The sequence below is a fragment of the Solirubrobacter phytolaccae genome (genome assembly GCF_027587195.1).
In the GTDB taxonomy this organism is placed as follows: Bacteria; Actinomycetota; Thermoleophilia; order Solirubrobacterales; family Solirubrobacteraceae; genus Solirubrobacter; species Solirubrobacter phytolaccae.
On record NZ_JAPDDP010000020.1, the window covers coordinates 57,118 to 73,560 of the forward strand.

At 69.1% G+C, this 16,443-nt stretch carries 20 protein-coding genes and 1 tRNA gene; 9 read left to right on the top strand and 12 right to left on the bottom strand.

Annotated features, from left to right (window positions below; all coding sequences use genetic code 11):
* Positions 1 to 4: 4 nt before the first annotated feature.
* On the bottom strand, positions 5 to 355 hold the full coding sequence (locus OJ997_RS13280; RefSeq protein WP_270025590.1) for a hypothetical protein: 351 nt from the start codon (positions 353 to 355) through the stop codon (positions 5 to 7).
* A gap of 104 nt (positions 356 to 459) precedes the next feature.
* On the opposite strand from OJ997_RS13280, the gene OJ997_RS13285 reads away from it, so the two are divergent.
* On the top strand, positions 460 to 825 hold the full coding sequence (locus OJ997_RS13285; protein ID WP_270025591.1) for a hypothetical protein: 366 nt from the start codon (positions 460 to 462) through the stop codon (positions 823 to 825).
* Between the two features lie 8 nt (positions 826 to 833).
* A complete protein-coding gene (locus tag OJ997_RS13290) occupies positions 834 to 1,454 on the top strand; it encodes an HD domain-containing protein (RefSeq protein ID WP_270025592.1) in 621 nt (206 codons plus the stop codon).
* On the opposite strand, the gene OJ997_RS13295 is transcribed toward OJ997_RS13290, so the two are convergent.
* The gene (locus tag OJ997_RS13295) at positions 1,434 to 2,624 is read right to left on the bottom strand and encodes an amino acid permease (RefSeq protein WP_270025593.1); all 1,191 of its coding nucleotides are present in this window, start codon (positions 2,622 to 2,624) and stop codon (positions 1,434 to 1,436) included. The two genes, OJ997_RS13290 and OJ997_RS13295, sit on opposite strands and share 21 nt — an antisense overlap.
* Positions 2,625 to 2,730: 106 nt before the next feature.
* On the opposite strand from OJ997_RS13295, the gene OJ997_RS13300 reads away from it, so the two are divergent.
* A complete protein-coding gene (locus OJ997_RS13300) occupies positions 2,731 to 3,189 on the top strand; it encodes an Lrp/AsnC family transcriptional regulator (RefSeq protein WP_270025594.1) in 459 nt (152 codons plus the stop codon).
* Here the strand turns inward: OJ997_RS13300 and OJ997_RS13305 are convergent.
* On the bottom strand, positions 3,186 to 3,686 hold the full coding sequence (locus tag OJ997_RS13305) for a hypothetical protein (protein ID WP_270025595.1): 501 nt from the start codon (positions 3,684 to 3,686) through the stop codon (positions 3,186 to 3,188). The genes OJ997_RS13300 and OJ997_RS13305 overlap by 4 nt on opposite strands.
* A 112-nt stretch (positions 3,687 to 3,798) precedes the next feature.
* Between OJ997_RS13305 and OJ997_RS13310 the strand changes: the two genes are divergently transcribed.
* Entirely contained in the window at positions 3,799 to 4,125 is a 327-nt protein-coding gene (locus OJ997_RS13310; protein WP_270025597.1) for a hypothetical protein, read from the top strand.
* Here OJ997_RS13310 and OJ997_RS13315 read toward each other — a convergent pair.
* Complete coding sequence (locus tag OJ997_RS13315) at positions 4,122 to 4,382, bottom strand: hypothetical protein (RefSeq protein ID WP_270025598.1); 261 nt, start codon at positions 4,380 to 4,382, stop codon at positions 4,122 to 4,124. The genes OJ997_RS13310 and OJ997_RS13315 overlap by 4 nt on opposite strands.
* Positions 4,383 to 4,407: 25 nt before the next feature.
* Between OJ997_RS13315 and OJ997_RS13320 the strand changes: the two genes are divergently transcribed.
* The 3 genes from OJ997_RS13320 to OJ997_RS13330 all read left to right on the top strand — a co-directional run bounded on the left by OJ997_RS13320 (position 4,408) and on the right by OJ997_RS13330 (position 7,340).
* Positions 4,408 to 4,812 (top strand): hypothetical protein, encoded by a 405-nt coding sequence (locus tag OJ997_RS13320; RefSeq protein ID WP_270025599.1) that lies wholly within the window; start codon positions 4,408 to 4,410, stop codon positions 4,810 to 4,812.
* A 112-nt stretch (positions 4,813 to 4,924) separates the two neighbouring features.
* On the top strand, positions 4,925 to 7,081 hold the full coding sequence (locus OJ997_RS13325; RefSeq protein WP_270025600.1) for an MMPL family transporter: 2,157 nt from the start codon (positions 4,925 to 4,927) through the stop codon (positions 7,079 to 7,081).
* Between the two features lie 46 nt (positions 7,082 to 7,127).
* Positions 7,128 to 7,340 carry a hypervirulence associated TUDOR domain-containing protein gene (locus OJ997_RS13330; RefSeq protein ID WP_270025601.1) on the top strand — a complete coding sequence of 71 codons (213 nt, stop codon included), beginning with the start codon at positions 7,128 to 7,130 and terminating at the stop codon, positions 7,338 to 7,340.
* 41 nt (positions 7,341 to 7,381) lie between these two features.
* Here OJ997_RS13330 and OJ997_RS13335 read toward each other — a convergent pair whose 3' ends face one another.
* Complete coding sequence (locus OJ997_RS13335; RefSeq protein ID WP_270025602.1) at positions 7,382 to 8,329, bottom strand: hypothetical protein; 948 nt, start codon at positions 8,327 to 8,329, stop codon at positions 7,382 to 7,384.
* Between the two features lie 161 nt (positions 8,330 to 8,490).
* On the bottom strand, positions 8,491 to 9,858 hold the full coding sequence (locus OJ997_RS13340) for an alpha/beta hydrolase-fold protein (protein ID WP_270025603.1): 1,368 nt from the start codon (positions 9,856 to 9,858) through the stop codon (positions 8,491 to 8,493).
* Positions 9,859 to 10,058: 200 nt separating this feature from the next.
* Between OJ997_RS13340 and OJ997_RS13345 the strand changes: the two genes are divergently transcribed.
* Positions 10,059 to 10,748, top strand: a complete 690-nt coding sequence (locus OJ997_RS13345; protein WP_270025604.1) for a DUF2461 domain-containing protein — start codon at positions 10,059 to 10,061, stop codon at positions 10,746 to 10,748.
* A gap of 51 nt (positions 10,749 to 10,799) precedes the next feature.
* On the top strand, positions 10,800 to 12,077 hold the full coding sequence (locus OJ997_RS13350) for a Fic family protein (protein ID WP_270025605.1): 1,278 nt from the start codon (positions 10,800 to 10,802) through the stop codon (positions 12,075 to 12,077).
* A 12-nt stretch (positions 12,078 to 12,089) separates the two neighbouring features.
* On the opposite strand, the gene OJ997_RS13355 is transcribed toward OJ997_RS13350, so the two are convergent.
* From OJ997_RS13355 to OJ997_RS13380, 6 genes are all read right to left on the bottom strand, one after another.
* Complete coding sequence (locus tag OJ997_RS13355) at positions 12,090 to 12,353, bottom strand: hypothetical protein (protein WP_270025606.1); 264 nt, start codon at positions 12,351 to 12,353, stop codon at positions 12,090 to 12,092.
* Complete coding sequence (locus OJ997_RS13360; RefSeq protein ID WP_270025607.1) at positions 12,298 to 13,194, bottom strand: sterol desaturase family protein; 897 nt, start codon at positions 13,192 to 13,194, stop codon at positions 12,298 to 12,300. The genes OJ997_RS13355 and OJ997_RS13360 overlap by 56 nt, the downstream gene beginning before the upstream one ends.
* Positions 13,187 to 13,852, bottom strand: a complete 666-nt coding sequence (locus tag OJ997_RS13365) for a FadR/GntR family transcriptional regulator (RefSeq protein ID WP_270025608.1) — start codon at positions 13,850 to 13,852, stop codon at positions 13,187 to 13,189. The genes OJ997_RS13360 and OJ997_RS13365 overlap by 8 nt, the downstream gene beginning before the upstream one ends.
* A 76-nt stretch (positions 13,853 to 13,928) precedes the next feature.
* A complete protein-coding gene (locus OJ997_RS13370) occupies positions 13,929 to 14,873 on the bottom strand; it encodes an HNH endonuclease (RefSeq protein ID WP_270025609.1) in 945 nt (314 codons plus the stop codon).
* 66 nt (positions 14,874 to 14,939) lie between these two features.
* Positions 14,940 to 16,223 carry an ATP-binding protein gene (locus OJ997_RS13375; protein WP_270025610.1) on the bottom strand — a complete coding sequence of 428 codons (1,284 nt, stop codon included), beginning with the start codon at positions 16,221 to 16,223 and terminating at the stop codon, positions 14,940 to 14,942.
* A 135-nt stretch (positions 16,224 to 16,358) separates the two neighbouring features.
* Positions 16,359 to 16,431, bottom strand: a tRNA-Thr gene (locus OJ997_RS13380).
* Between the last annotated feature and the right edge of the window lie 12 nt (positions 16,432 to 16,443).

Here is a 16,443-nt window from a genome sequence, read left to right on the forward strand (position 1 = left end):
CCTCTCACGACGCCGCCTTCCGACGCAGCTGCTCGAGCGCCGCGAGCGCGGCCTCGTCCGGCTGCGGCAGCGTCTCCTCCCACTCGAAGAAGACCTCGTCCAGCGCATCCCCGCGCTCGACCACCTGGTACCGGAACCGGGGCACGTAGCCGAACAGCCGCCCGTCCTCGCCCACGTGCAGGTAGCGCCGCGTGGCCACGTGCTTGTACGCGTGCGCGGGCGTGCCGTCCACCTCGAACTCGTGCATCCACATGAACCAGCGCACGAGGTGCACACCGACGAGCTCGATCAGCGGGTCCCAGTTCGGCCGCTCGTACTGGGACAGCTCTCCGGCGAACGTATGTTTGGGTGCCATATCGGGAGCATCCGCGACCCGGCTGTCACGAAACAAGACGAAATTGCAACTTCTTTGTCAATTCTCGAGGGGGCGAGAAGTTCCCGCGATGGCCTACACAGACCATGGAAGAACTCGCTACGCCTCCGGGCCACGTTGAACTCGTCGACGCGCTCCTCGAGCTCGTCACCTCGTCGAGCAGCATCGTCGACGAGCTGACCCGCGCGACCGACGTCGCCGACCGCGCAGCCGCCCTCGACTTCTATCGGTACGCGCTGTACGACCTCCTGGCTCCCACCGCGATGCTGCTCGGCCCGCGCGACCTGCGCGCGGCCACCGCCGCGCTCGAGGTCGCCGCAGGCCTGACGATCGGCAGCTTCAACTTCTCGGCATGTGAGGTCGAGACCGAGGTCCCCAAGCGCGACCCGCGCAGCGCCCACCGCCGACGCCGGTACCCGAAGATCCCGCGCCGGCGCGGCACGCGATACTGAAGCGACGCGTGGCCGAGACCTACACGGACACACCCCTGCTGACCGACGCGTTCGACCGCGCGCTCCTGCTCGCGACCGATCACCACCGCCGCCAGCTGCGCAAGGGTACGGAGATCCCGTACGTCAGCCACCTGCTCAGCGTGGCCGGGCTGACCCTGGAGCTGGGCGGCAGCGAGACGGAGGCGATCGCCGCGCTCCTGCACGACGCGGTCGAGGACGGCGGCGGCCAACCGATGCTCGAGCGCATCGAGCGCGAGTTCGGCCCCGACGCCGCGCGGATCGTGCTCGCCAACTCCGACAGTGACGCCGAGCCCAAGCCGCCGTGGGGTGAGCGCAAACGGGCGTACATCGCGTCGATCGCCCACAAGCAGCCGGACGAGCTGCGCGTCTCGCTCGCCGACAAGCTTCACAACGCCCGCGCGCTCCTGCTCGACTACCGCACGCACGGCGAGGCGCTCTGGAGCCGCTTCACCTCGCGCGAGGGCACCTACATCCGCATGTACTACCGCGGCCTCTACGACGCCTTCGATGCCCGCCGCGACGCGCTCGGCGAGCGCGCGATCCCCGCGCTCGAGGAGCTCGGTCGCACGATCGACGAGCTCGACCGCCTAAGCGATGGCGCGCCTTGAGCTCGACACCTTCGTGAGCGCGATCACCGCGAGCGGCACGAGGATGTACGCGCCGGAGAACCCGAAGACGACGAGCACGGCGACGAACGCGATCCCCGCCGCGGCGCGACCGGTGCCCTCGAGCAGCTTGTGGCCCGCCGCGGTCGCGGTGACGTAGACGGCCACGAACAGCGCGCTCGTGGCCCGCATCAGCGCGTCGACGTCGACGACCTCGAGCGCCAGCACGAGCAGCAGCGCACCGGAGATCCCCGCCATCGTGGCCAGCGCCCGCTTCGGCGCCGTCAGGAAGCGCGGCGCGTTGCCCTCCTCCGCGAGTGCTCCGGCCAGCCGCGTCGCGGCCGCGACGTACGTGTTCATCGTCCCCATCGTCAGCAGGACCGCGAGCAGCGCCGTGATCCGCCGGCCCGCGTCGCCGAGCCCGGCGCCCATCAGGTCGGCGAGCGGGACGTCGGACTGCGTGCCGACGCCGATCGTCGCCGCGGCCAGGCCGAGATAGAGCACGACCACGATGGCGAGCGCCGTGCCGATCGCCCGCGGCAACTGGCGGCGCGGGTCCTGCAGCTCACCCGCGAGGTGCGAGCCGGCCTCCCAGCCGACGAACGAGAACATCAGCACGCTCGCCGCGCCGCCGATCGCGAGCCAGCCGTTGGGCGCGAACGGCGTCCAGTTCTCCGCCTGGCTGTGCGGCAACGCCGTGACGACCGCGACGAGCAGCAGCGCGCCGAGCACCGCCGCGAGCCCGAGTTGCAGCCGCGCCGTGGTGTGCAGGCTCGCGGCGTTGGTGACCAGGACGATGCCGATCATGCCCGCGGCCGCCGCGACCGCGGCGCCGCGCCCCGCGTCCAGCAGCTCCGCCACATAGAACCCACCGACGAGCGCCACCGCCGGCGCGCCGATCACGACGCCGGCGAGGAACCACCAGCCCGTGGTCGCACCCGCGCGACGACCGAACGCCCTGCGCACGTACGCCGCGGTGCCGCCTGCCTCGGGCTGACGCGCGCCGAGCGCGGCGAACGTCGCGGCGAGCGGGATCGACAGCGCGAGCAGACCGGCCCAGGCGAGGATCGACGCCGGCCCCGCTTCCCGCGCGGCGACCGCCGGGATGAACAGGACGCCAGGGCCGAGCACGGCGCCGACGTAGAGAGCGATGGCCGTCCGCGTCGTGAGCATGCAGATAGGTTCCCGCCGATCCCGGGGCATGTGGTGCTCATTTGTGCGGTGCTGGCCACACCATTGCGCAATGATCTGCTCCAGAAGCGACGACGAGAGGACGATCATGCCCCTGGACCGCGTTGACCGCCAGATGTTGGCCATCCTGCAGAGCGAAGGCCGCATCTCGAACGCGGCGCTGGCCGAGCGCCTGCACCTGTCGCCGTCGCCGTGCCTGCGCCGGCTGCGCACGCTGGAGACCTCCGGCGTCATCTCCGGCTACACGGCCGTGCTCGACCGTCCGCGCCTCGGGCTCGGCCTGACCGTCTTCGTCGACCTCAAGGTGGAGCGCCACTCCGAGCAGTCCGCGGCGGAGATCTCACGCGCGCTCTCAGCCGCGCCCGAGGTCATCTCCGCGCACATCGTGTCCGGCGTGGCCGACTTCCGGCTCGAGGTCGTCGTCCGCGACCTCGTCGACTACGAGCGGCTGCTGTTCGACACGCTGCTCAAGCTCCCGCACGTCACCGACGTCCGGTCGGACTTCGCCCTGCGCACCGTCAAGTCGGCAAGCCCGCTTCCGCTCTAACCCAACGGCTCACCGATCCCCTCGTACACGTTGCGGAACGGCAGCGGCTCACCGCTCACGCCGTCGATCACCACCCGATCGCCGAGCGGCCGCTCCAGGGCCGCGTGCGCGGGGAAGTCGATCGGCTCGCCGTGGTCGCCGATGACCGACATGCAGACGCACCCGCAGACGACCACCGTCTCGTCGTCCTCGGCGGTGACGATCTCGTCCACGTGCTGGTCGCCCTGGATGAGATACCGCAGCTGCAGCAGGCCGGGCGCGCGCTCCATGTAGGCGGAGGCGGCCCGGGGCCGCAGCTGGCGTGCCACGTCGCCGACCACCCACACGTCGACGTCCCCCAGCCGCTCGGTCACCCGCCGGCGCACGTACTCCTCGTCGCGCCCGACCACGCCCACCTGGACGCGGCCCTCGTGGTCCTGCACCGAGAGCACGGCGATGCCCTCCTTGAGCAGCGCGACGCTGTCCTGCGCGCTGAGGATCCCGGATTCGTGGCTCATGCCCGGCACCGTCCCACCGCCGCCCGCGATCCCCACCGCGAGCGCGAGAGAATTCACAGAGTTGGTGCAGTTTCGTTGCAGAGAACCGCAGGCGCTCGGCCCTACAAGAGGCATGGACACCCTTCCCGAGCACGTCGCGGAGTTCGTCGTGCAGCTGATCAACGTGGGCAACAGCGTCGTCGGCGTCGTCGAGAGCCTGGCCGAGGCCCTCACGGACACGACCGGCGAGCCCCTCGAAGTCACCCGCCACGACGTGCTGGCGATGGTCGCCGGCACCGTCGGCGTCCGGCTCGCTTCGATCCCGCCCGCGGACTTCGTCCGCGCGAGCGAGCTCGTCGAGCAGACGATCACCGTGATCCTCGACGACCTGCACCGGGCCGCCGAGCTCGCGGGCGAGCGACGGCGCGGCCACCGCACCGTCCGCTCCTCACATGGCTAGAGCTCGTCGCGCCCCGGCCAGCGCCCGTGCTTTTCCAGGAACTGCCGCCGCGCCTCCTCGCGCTCGCGGTCCTCGTTGCTCTGCAAGCCGAGGCGCATGTACGCGTTCGCGAGCGCGCCGAGGACCGACGAGCCGATCAGGAAGATGCCCGCGCCCTGCGCGACCTCCCCGCCCAGGATCACGAGGATCACCCCCACCACGAACACCGTCACCGGCAGCGTGACCCGGACGAGCAACAGCTGTACGTCGCCCTTCATGGATGCAGCATGCCAGTCTGCGCGCATGCCTTCGCCCGCCCGCCCGTCGCTGCTGCTCGCCTCCGGCCTGACCGAGCTCGCCGCCGGCGCGCTCTCCGGCTGGGTGTACACGTTCACGCGCCAGCAGCCGGAGAAGGCGAAGGCGGTCGGGATCCAGAGCGCCGCGCGGGTGCGCCAATGGCACCTGGACATGGCGATCCTCGGCACCGCGACGGTGGCGTGCGCGACCGCCGTGCCCGACGCGCCCCGCCCGGTCGCCGCGGCGCTCGGCGTCGGGGCGTGGACCAACGCGCTGCTGTTCCTCCCGCTCGCGTTCAAGCCCGATGCCGATCAACGGCCGGAGTACCGCGCGGCCGCCGCGGCGTCGTTCGTCGCGACGAGCATCGGCTTCACCGGCATGGCGATCACCGCCTGGGCGCGCCGTCGCTGAAGCTTGGCTGAGGAGTCGGGGGTTCACATCAGGTCCGGTACGGGTGCCACCCCTACCCCGGCATACGGGTACCCCCGGCGAGATCTCTTGAGCGCCGCTTTAGGTTGCGTGCATGCGCAAGCTTGCCGCCTGGTCCCACGACCGTCGCCGCACCGTCCTCGGTGTCTGGCTCGCCGCGTTCGTCGTCGCCATCGGGCTCTGGGTGACCGCCGCCGGGGAGTTCGTCAACAACTTCAACCTGCCGGGCACGGAGTCCCAGCGCACCTACGACCTGCTGCAGGAGAAGTTCCCGCAGCAGTCGGGTGACACCGCGAACGTCGTGTTCGCCGTCAAGGACGGCGGCGTGCTCGACGACGCCAACCGGCCGACGATCGAACGCGTCGTCGCGGAGATCAAGAAGTCGCCCGAGGTGCTCGCGGTCGCCGATCCGTTCGCCGACGGCGCGCCGGTCTCCCAGGACGGGAAGATCACCTTCGCGCAGATCCAGTTCAAGGCGGCACCCGGCGACGTCGATCCCGTGCCGGTCAAGACCATGGCCGAGAACGTCCTCAAGCTCGACGGCCAGGACGGCGTGCAGGTCGCGCTCGGCGGCGACATCATCCACTGGTCGACCGCCGAGACCGGCGGCGCCGGCGAGATCATCGGCATCCTCGTCGCGGCGATCGTGCTCTTCCTGACGCTCGGCATCGTCGCCATGGGGCTGCCGCTGCTGAACGCGCTGTTCGCGATGATCGTGAGCCTGTCGCTGACGGCGGTCGTCGCCACGCGCGTGATCGACGTCGTCGACTGGGCGCCGCAGCTCGCGGCGATGATCGGGATCGGCGTCGGCATCGACTACGCGCTGCTGATCCTCAACCGCTTCCGCCTCGAGCGCGGCGGCGGGCGGGACGTGCGCGAAGCGACGCTGGTCGCGATCGACACCTCCGGCCGCGCCGTGCTGTTCGCGGGCGTCGTCGTCGTGATCGCGATGCTCGGCATGATGCTGCTCGGCATCTCGTTCCTCTACGGCCCGGCGATCGCCGCTGCGCTGTCCGTGCTGGCGACCATGGCCGGCGCGCTGACGCTGATCCCGGCGCTGCTGAGCAAGATCGGCGGGCGCGTGAAGCCCGCGACCCAGGGCGCCGACACCGAGACCGGCTTCTCCGCGCGCTGGAGCCGGTTCGTCGCGCGCCGTCCCGCCCCGGTGGCGATCGTCGCGCTGGCCGTGCTGCTCGCGCTCGCCGCTCCCGCGCTGCACATGCGGCTCGCGACCAGTGACGCGAGCACGTACAAGAAGGACGACACCGCGCGTGTGGCGTACGACCTGCTCAAGGAGGGCTTCGGCGCCGGCTTCAACGCGCCGCTGCTGCTGGCGGTCGAGCTGCCGGCTCCGGGCGACGACGCCGCCTTGGGCCAGATCACCGACGCGCTCGGCAAGCAGGACGGCATCGCCCAGGTGCTCCCGCCGCAGCTCAACGAGGCCGGCGACACGGCGACGATGATCGCCTACCCGACCACGACGCCGCAGGACGAGAAGACCGACGAGACCGTCCGGACGGCGCGCGACACGACACTCCCGCCCGTGGCCGACGCGACCGGCGCCCGCATCTCGATCGGCGGCACCACCGCGAGCAACCTCGACTTCTCCCAGACCATCCGGGACAAGCTCCCGCTGTTCATCGGCGTCGTCGTCGGCCTCTCGCTGCTGCTGCTCGCGATCGTTTTCCGCTCGCTGCTGATCCCGGTCAAGGCCGGCATCTTCAACCTGCTCTCGATCGCCGGCGCGTTCGGCGTCGTGACCCTGATCTTCCAGGACGGCAACTTCGCGAGCCTGTTCGGCGACGCGACCGGGCCGATCGAGTCCTTCCTGCCGATCATGGTCTTCGCCGTCGTGTTCGGGCTCTCGATGGACTACGAGGTCTTCCTCGTCTCCCGCATGCACGAGGAGTGGACGCACACGAAGGACGCGAAGTACGCCGTCCAGCACGGCCTGGCGATGACCGGTCGCGTCGTGACGGCCGCGGCGATCATCATGATCGCGGTCTTCGGCGCCTTCGCGATCGGCAACGAACGCGCGCTGGCCATGATGGGCGTCGGCTTCGCGTCGGCGATCTTCATCGACGCGTTCATCATCCGGCTGCTCCTGCTGCCCGCCGTGATGCACCTCGCCGGGCCCGCGATGTGGTGGATGCCCGCGTGGCTGGACAAGCGCCTGCCGCACCTGAACATCGAGCCGCCCGAGGAGCGTCCCGCCGTGGACGAGCCCGAGCGCGAGGTCGCCTACCGGTAGCGGAACCTGGCACGCGGACACGGCCATGGGCGGGTAGCTCTCGCCCATGGCCGATGACTTCAAGCAGGGCGACAAAGTCGTGTGGAGCTCGCACGGCAAGGACGACACGCCGGGCGTGGTCGAGCGCAAGCTCACGTCCGACACCGAGCTCGCCGGGCGCACGGTGCGCGCCTCGCAGGAGGAGCCGCAGTACCTCGTCCGCAGCGAGAAGGGCGGCGGCGAGGCCGTCCACAAGCCGGACGCGCTGAAACGCCGATGACGGTCGAGCCCCGGGCCGCGGCCCGGGGCTCTCGTGCGGGTCTAGCCGCCGAAGTCGAAGCGCGTGAACTCGGAGCCGAAGCCCACGAGCACGTTGTCGACGCCGGCCTGGAACTGATCCGCCGGGGTCGTGTTGCCCGAGGAGCCGCCGTTGTCGAAGCTGATGGCGCTGATCGTCGCGTCCGGGTTCTTGGCGATCACGTCGGCCCACGTGGCCGGGTTGCCCTGGTTGATGCCGCCCGCGGCGCGGGTCGCCCACCACTTGCCCGACATCGCGTCGAGGCTGTAGCGCTGGTTGAGGCCGAAGTCGCCCTGCATGTAGGGCTCGAACACGAGGTTCGTGAAGCCGCTCGTGGTGCCGGTGTTGGCCTTGAGCAGCGTGATGTGGATCGTCGGCGCGACCACGTTGCCGGCGTTGCGCTTGATGATGCGGAAGTCGTAGCTCAGCGTCTTGAGCGAGCTCAGCGCGACGTTGTCGTACGCGCGGGCGAAGCCGATCGCGCCGCTCGGCGTCGAGCCGTCGAAGCCGCCCTGCAGACGGAGCTCGCCGCCGCTCAGGCTCGCGGCGGGGTACGGCGTGGTGCCACCGCCGCCGACCGCGCCCCAGCTGGCGTCGCCGCTCTTGGCGACGAGCGTGGCCGGATTCGAGCCGCTCAGCCCGTCCTTGCCGTTGACGCCGTCCTTGCCGGCCGCGCCGGCCTCGCCCTTGGCGGCACCCTGCGGGGCGGAGCCGAGGACCGTCGTGGCGGGCGTGCCGGCCGGACCGGCGGGACCCGCGGGACCCGGCGTGCCGGCCTTCGCGAGCTGCGTCCGAACGCTGGCCGCGAGCCGATCGGTCGAGATCGTGCCCTTCTTGATGTCACGGGCCTGGATCGTCCCGTCCTTGATCGTGCCCGACGTGATCAGCACGCCGGCCGTAGCGCTGCCCGTGCACGCGAGAACCACCGCGATGCTGCCAAGGACAACACCCGGCGAAAGATGCTTACGCATTGAACCCTCCCTGATTTGACCTGGCGGACCCCCATGTCCGCCATTCGTCGACCGCAACGTACGTGACTAATGCTCAAGCTACGAGTAGCGGCTGTCATGCCCGTGACGGGACTGGACGATGAGCCGATGCGCCCAGATCGGGCGCATCGGCGAATTCGGCTCTAGCCCGCGATGCCGACGACCTGCGTCGTCGCGGTCACCGAGGTGGTGGTCGGCGCCGGGCGGTCCTGCAGGTCTTGATCGAAGAGCCAGTCGAGCATCACGTCGTTCAGGTAGGTCGGGACCCACGACCAGTGTGCGTTCACCGGCGTCGTGCCCGGCGTGAACGCGGTGAGCAGCGTGTGGCTGTTGTTGGTCTCGGCCTGCGCGTACAGGCGCAGTGCCTCGGCCTCGGCCTGCAGCTCGGGCAGGTTGCCCGCCCACTGGCCGCGCGTGACGAGCGCGCCGGCGGCGTCCAGCGCGTTCATCAGCGCGAGCGTGCCGGTCGTGTAGTTGACGGTCGGATCGTCGATCGAGTGGGTGGCCCAGATCGGCACGTTCTTGATCAGCGGCATCTTCGTGACGTCGCCGGCCGCGGCGATCGGCAACGCGCCCGCGAACTTGGTCGGGTACTTCGGCAGCAGGTCGAACGTGCCGATCCCGCCCATCGACATGCCCGTGACGTAGAGGCGGTCCTTGTCGATCGGGTTGCCGGCGACGATCGTGTCGAGCAGCTCCATCAGCGCGTTCTGCTGCGCGGCCGTCGTCCAGCTGGAGCCGACCGGCACCTGCGCGGCGAGCACGTAGCTCGGGTCGCTCGCCTGGCGATCCTGGGTCGCGAACGCCGCCGCGCCCTGGTTGGCGGTGATCTGCGAGATGTTGTTCGCGCCGCGTTCACCGCCGCCGTGCAGGAACAGCACGAGCGGGAACCCGTCCTTGCGGTACTCCGGGCGGGCCTGCGGCGTGTAGAGCCGGAAGTTGATCGCGTAGCCGGTGGTGTCGGTGTAAGTGCCGCTGATGAAGTCGTCGACGATCGGGTTGATCTGGCCCTGGCTCGTGATCGCGTACGGCGCGGCCTTCAGGCGGACCTTGCCGTTGCTGTCGACGACGTCCTGGGTTTGCCGGATCGAGTACGCGCCGGTGAGCGGGATCGGCTCGTTGCGGCCCTGCGCGTAGACGAGCGCGCCGGAGTTCCGGTCGTCGGGGCTCAGCTCGATGATCAGGTACTTGCCCGGCGTGCCCTTCGGCCCGCGGGTGTCGACCTCGGCGACATTGCTCGTGTAGACGGCGACGACCGTGCGCGGCGCGGTCACGCCGTTGGCGGTCGCGTTGACGGTGAACGCTGCGTTCGGCACGACAGCCGTTCCCAGGTTGATGGTGCTGCGGTACTCGATCGCGACGGCCGAGACCTTCCACCCCAGCGGGTGCGTGTCGGTGATGACGTCCGTTCGGACGACGGTGTTCGGTGGTGCGGGTGCCGGTGCCGCGGATGCGGACGACGCCGACACGAGTCCGGCCAGCGCGAAGAGCGCGAGCACGATGAAGCGCACGGGAGTGCCTCCCTGGATAGGCGACGCGGATCGCCCCCTGCGCTCCGCGCCATGTCCTGCCCGGCGGCCGTCATGCGGTTCTCCTCCCGCGGCCTCCCGAGCAGCTGCGCGGAGGGTCGCGGGTCACCGCGCGCGTGTCAAAGGCTGCGTCCGAGTGCGGACTTACACGTGTCACTCATTGCGTTGGCCATGATGTTCCGGTGACCGACGTCGAGCCCTCCTTCTCGCCCCAGCTCTTCGCGTTCCTGCGCGATCTCGCCGCCAACAACGACCGCGAGTGGTTCGCCGCGAACAAGGCGCGCTACGTCGCCGAGGTGCAGGAGCCCGCGCTCGCTTTCGTCGAGGACGTCGGCATGCGCCTGCCCGAGGAGATCAGCCCGCACTTCGTCGCCGACGCCCGCACGACCGGCGGCTCCGTCTTCCGCATCTACCGTGACACCCGCTTCGCCAAGGACAAGACGCCCTACAAGACCCACACCGGCATCCAGTTCCGTCACGCGCGCACGCGCGACGTCCACGCGCCGGGCTTCTATTTGCATCTGGAGCCGGGCAACGTCTTCATGGCGTGCGGCACCTGGCACCCGGAGCGCGAAGTGCTGCACCTGATCCGGACGGCGATCGCGGGCAAGCCTGCTCGGTGGACCGGCCTGGTCGAAGGGCTCGCGCCCTTGTACTCGCTGGGCGGCGAGTCTTTGAAGCGCCCGCCGGCGGGCTTCGACAAGGAGCACCCGCTGATCGAGGAGCTCAAGCGCAAGGACTTCATCGCCTACTCGCCTTTGACCGAGGAGGACGTGATCGCGCCGGGGTTCCTCGACCTGTACCTGGAGCGCGCCGCAGCCGCCGGCGACTTCATGCGCTTCTTGTGCGAGAGCTCGCGCGTCGCGTACTGAACCTTGAACAACTGCCAGCCTTATTCAAGGTTACGAGATAAGCTTGAATAAGTGGCGACGCTAGTCAAGCTTCAGTGGCCGACCGATACACGATCGGGGCTGTCACGCCGCGAGCGGCAAGGCTGCGAGTTCGAGGCGTACGTGCCGGACAGGTTGGCGGAGGCGCATCTGTCGCTCAACGGCGATACCGCCGCCGACGTCAGCGATGCTGAGGCCGCCATCCGCCACCTCAACCAGGAGACCACCGCGCTCGCCGACTCGGAAGCGATGGCACGTCTTCTCTTGCGAGCCGAAGCGGTCGCATCTTCGAAGATCGAAGGACTTGAAGTCGGAGGACGACGGCTGCTCAGAGCCGACCTGGCGCGTGACCTGGACGACGCTCGACCAGACATCACGGCTACTGAGGTGCTGAACAACGTCGAGGCCATGCACTGGGCGGTCGAGACGCTCAGCGGCACCCCGGCTTTGCGGGTCGATGACCTCCTGGCGGTCAATGAGCGTCTGCTCGCCGGCACAGACATGCAGAACTACGGCGGCAAGCTCCGCGACGAGCAGAACTGGATTGGCGGAAGCAGCTTCAACCCGTGTTCTGCGGCGTTCGTGCCACCACCGCCTGAGCGGGTTCGAGAACTCATGGAAGACCTGTGCTCCCTCTGCAACCAGGACCGAATGCCCGCGGTCGCGCAAGCTGCACTGGCACACGCCCAGTTCGAGACGATCCACCCCTTCGCCGACGGCAATGGCCGAACCGGTCGCGCACTGATTCACGTCATCCTGCGCCGGCGCGGGCTAGCACCGAGGTTCGTTCCTCCAATCTCGCTGGTCCTCGCGACATGGTCGAAGGACTACATCGACGGGCTCACGCGAACGCGTTTCGTCGGACCGCCGGACGACGCGGCCGCAATCGACGGAGTCAACGCATGGATCTCGCTGTTCGCCGGCGCATGCCGGCGCGCTGTGCAGGACGCGGGCGCCTACGAGGAACGCGTGCGCACGCTGCAGGCCGAATGGCGGAAACGCCTCGGCCGGGTTCGCAAGGACTCGGCCGCCGAGTTGCTCATCCAGGCGCTCCCAGGAGCACCGATGGTCACGGTTCAGAGCGCCGCGGCCCTTACCGGTCGCAGCTTTCAAGCTGTCAACGAAGCGATCCCGCGGCTCGTCGATGCCGGAGTGCTGACGCAGACGACGATCGGCCAACGCAACCGCGCTTTCGAAGCGGCCGAGCTCATCGACAGCTTCACCGCGCTGGAACGCCAGTTGGCCAGCCCCGGAGCGGACACGCTGACATCGCCGCCCGCACGGCGAGTGCCCGCTCGTCCAGCCAACTAGCGCGGCGCGCCGCTAACGCTTGAGGCGGCGGGCAGACGAGGCCGCGCGCGCAGCCTTGGCCGCCAGCTTTCCGAGCTTGCGTGCCTCGAGCTTCGAGAGGTTCTTCGGGTTCCCGCGCGACTTCGTGACAAGCTTGCGCGCCTCTTTGCGCTCTTCCTCCGAGAGGGAGGCCCAGCCGGCCTGAAGCATCAGGAACGCCGTCGTCGCGTGCTTGCGGAACTCACCCCACGGGACGTTCCGGACCTGCGGCAGTCGGCGTTTCGGGGACTCGGCCATGCGGTCGAGGGTACTCGGGCTCCCAGCCAGGCCCGTGCAGCAGCACCGCGACCTTCGTACGCAGGCCGCGAGCGGCGCGGACGTCGTGGGCGAGCGCGATGTACTCGTGGAACGCGACCCGAACCGGGTGGAAGGTGGTGAGCTGCGTCGTCAGGCCGTACTTGACCCGCTCGCCCTCGGGTTCGTAGGTGCCGAACATGCGGTCCCAGATGATCAGGATGCCGGCGTAGTTCTTGTCCAGGTACTGGTCGTTCATCCCGTGATGGACGCGATGGTGCGAGGGCGTGTTGAGGACGGCTTCGAGCGGCTTCGGGAGTCGCTTGACCCGCTCCGTGTGGATCCAGAACTGGTAGATCAGCGACCACGCCTGCGCGAGGAGCACCATCCAGACCGGGAAGCCGAGCAGCGGCAGCGGCAGCCAGAACGGGAAGTACGTCATCGGCACCCACGTCTGGCGCAGCGCAGTGCTCAGATTGAAGTGCTGCGAGCTGTGATGGACGACGTGGCTGGCCCAGAACACGCGGCTCTCGTGCGAGACGCGATGGAACCAGTAGTAGGCGAGGTCGTCGGCGAAGAAGAGCAGCACCCAGGTCAGCGGGTTGTGGGGCTCGAGTCTGAGGGGTGTCAGCTCGTACAGCGCCGCGTAGACCGCGACCACGACGAGCTTCCAGCCGACGTTGATGACGACGTTCCCGATCCCCATCGCGAGCGACGTTCCGGTGTCCTTGAGGTCGTAGCCGACCATGTCGTCGTGGTCGTGGTCGAGGTGCCGGAACGACGCATACTCCGCGATCAACAGGAGCACGAAGAACGGGATCGCGTAGTAGAGGACCTCAGCCACGGGGGATCGAGCGCTCCAAGAGGTCGGCGGCGAGGGTGTGGACGTTCTCGCTGCTCTGGTTGATCGCGTGCGCGAGGGCGCGGATCGCCTCGGTGTCGTCGAGCTCTGCGGACACGGCGTGCGCGTCGACGGACGCGATCCGCTGACTCGATGCGATCAACGACGTGAGCGCGAGGCGGTAGGCGATGTTGTCGGCGCCGTCGACGATCAGCTCCCACAGCACCTCGTAGTGCGCGTTGCGGGCGGCGAGGTCCTCAACGGCGGCGAGCTGCTCCGCGCGGGCCACGATCTGCGCCTTGGTCGCCGCGTCTGCGCGCTCGGCGCAGCGACGCGCGGCGTCGGCACCGATGCTGGCGCGCATCTCCATCGCTGCACGTGGCACGTGAAGCGCTTCGGGCGCGTCGCCTTCCGCGGCGAGATCGAGCAGTAGCTCGAGTCCGCCGTGGCGACGCCAGTCGCGCACGCGCGTCGCGCCGCCCTGACTGATGGAGACGAGCCCGGCCTGCTGGAGCCGCTTCAGCGCCTCACGGACGCCGTGCCGGCTCGTCTCGAGCTCCTCGCTCAGCCGCCGCTCGGACGGCAGCGCATCGCCGACCTCGTACCGACCGCCGAGGATGTCGCCGCGCAGCCGTGCGTGGATGCGGCTGGAGGCAGTCACACTGGTTGGACCAGTCACGAGACTGGTTATACCAGTGGTAGACGAGTGAAGCGAGTTGGTCGCCGCGACGCAGGTCTCAGGCGGCGGCTTGGAACGCCTCGAAGCGTTGCGCTAGTCGCTCTGGGTCTGGACGTTCATCGGCGCGCGACGGCTGCAGGATCTGCGCACCGTGGAAGTGCTGGAGCCCGTTCTTCAGCATCGGACCGTCGACCTGCTCGAGCAGTCGACTCTGGATGTGGATCACGCCGTCCGGATCGATGCCGACGAGGTTGCGGTCGTAGGCGAGGTGATGAATCGCGCACAGGGCGAGGCCGTTGACGACGACGGCGTCGCCCAGCTCGTGGCGGTCTCCCATGATGTGCGCGGCCTGCAGCAGCGACGCTTCCTTGAGCGAGCAGATGGTGCAACGGGTGCGGTACGCACGAAGCACGGCGTGGCGAAACCGGTGCTGATGCAAACGATAAGCGGCATCTCGCGTCGCGTAACGACGCGAGTCGATATCGCTCACCATGCCGTCGCCGGTGGTGTCGGCGATCGGCAGGCCCACCTCGAGATTGGCCAATCGCTTCTCGAGATCCACCCCGGTGACGAACACGGGCGCTAGGGGGATGTACTGCCCAGCGGCGATCCCGCGAAAGTAGATGAGCGGAACGCCGTGCTGGTGCGCCGCGATCAACGTCCGATTGTCCGATTCGGCCTGCGCTCTCGCACGTAAGGAATCACTGCTCGCCTCGCGGAAGCGATACGTGAACCTTGCCGCGACTTCGTCGAACGTGTCCTCGTACGGCGCCGGTCTGCTCGACTTCGGCGGCGTTGTGACGATCGCCAGAGCGGAGGGCCCGTGGAGCTCCTTCGCGCGGTAGATCCCGTTGAAGAAGGAGCCGAAACTCACGCGGGCGCCGTTGAAGACGAACCCGTCCTTGATGGCCGAGAGCGGTACGAGGTCGTCATACCGCCGGCTCAGCGCCCGAACGCGATCGAACGCAGCCGCGCGAAGCAGTCGATCGTGCTCATCGTCCACCGCTCGAGTATCACCGACCCAGGAGGAGTCGTCCAGCACCTCAGGGCTGCTGCCGAACCCTGACGCTTACGGGCCGAGCAACGCCAGCGGAATCACCGCGACTCCGTCTTCGCGGCGGTAGGCCTGCGGCCCGGTTGTGACGATGACTCTGTCCAGGACGCGATCGCCGAGCTTGTCTCCGAGCCACCGAAGGTGTCTCACATCGCCGTCCGACACGGTTCGCGTCAGTTTGACTTCCAGGGCGACGACGCTGCCGTCGGCACGCTCGACGATGAGGTCGACTTCCTGCCGACCGCGCGCCGTGCGGAGGTGCTTCACCTGCGCCTCGTTGTGCGCCGCGTACACCCGCAGCGAAAGCGTCACGAGGCTTTCGAACAGCGCGCCGAGAAGGGTGCCGTCGCGGGGCACAGCCGGGCCGGCGGCCTGACCGGCGAGCAGCGTAGACGCCTGAACGCCCAGCAGTTGCGCCGCCAGCGCCGGATCGACGAGCTGGTGCTTCGGCGCCTGGCCGAGCTCGTTGAGACGGTTGTTGCTTGGGATCCACGCTGGTACCTCGTCGAGCACCCACACGCGAGTGAGGGCGTCCCGATACGCCTGCGTCGTGACCCTTGTCGGCTTGCTCTCGTCGCCCGCGCTAGCCGCGTCCCGAATAGTCTCGAATGAGGCAGTCGTCGACGCTGCCGCCGCGTACGCGTTCATCCAGCGCCGCAACGCCGCTGAGTTCCGGATGGTCACGCCGGCGTCGTCGGGAATATCGCGGTCGACGACGCGCTGGAGATAGCCCTCGAGCTGCAGCCTCCGCGCACGGCCAGAAGCCGATCGCAGTCCTGGGAACCCAGAGGCGAGCAGCTCCTCAACGTAGTCCTCCAGCCCGACTTCCGTCGTGCCAGCCACCGGAGTGCTCACCCCGGCGAGCAGATCAGCGAGGCTGACCGTCGCGGTCCCTCGACGCTCGCTGAACGCCAGCGGACGCATCCGGACGCTTACGATCCGGCCGGCACCGGAGTGCGTCGGCGGCGGGTCCGGGACCGCCGATCCCGTCAACAGAAAGCGCCCCGCAGGCGCGCCGTCGTCGACTGCTCGTCGCACGAGGTCCCACACTTCCGGGAGGCGCTGCCATTCGTCGATCAGCACGGGCGCATCGCCTTCCAGCAGCCGACGAGGATCCGCTTGAGCGACGGCACGCTCGGCCGGATCGTCGAGCCGGTGAACCGTTCGCGCCCGCTCCAGCGCTGTGCGCGTCTTGCCGACGCCTTTCGGGCCTTCCAGAGCGATCGCAGGCAGGCTGGCGATGATCTCGTCGAGCTCGTCGTCGAGGACCCGGCGTGAGTACGGGTTCGAGGGAGACAACCGGAACCAGCGTACTAGAACGGCTCGTCCAAACGAACAGTTTCGGCAAGCGCGACCTTACAGTTTCGGCACTGGATACAGCGACGCGCTCGCCCTAGAACGACGAAACCCCCGACTGTGCGGGGGTTTCTTAGGAGCCCTCTGCCGGACTCGAACCGGCGACCCCTTCCTTACCATGGAAGTGCTCTACCAACTGAGCTAAGAGGGCGTGCGGAGAAGC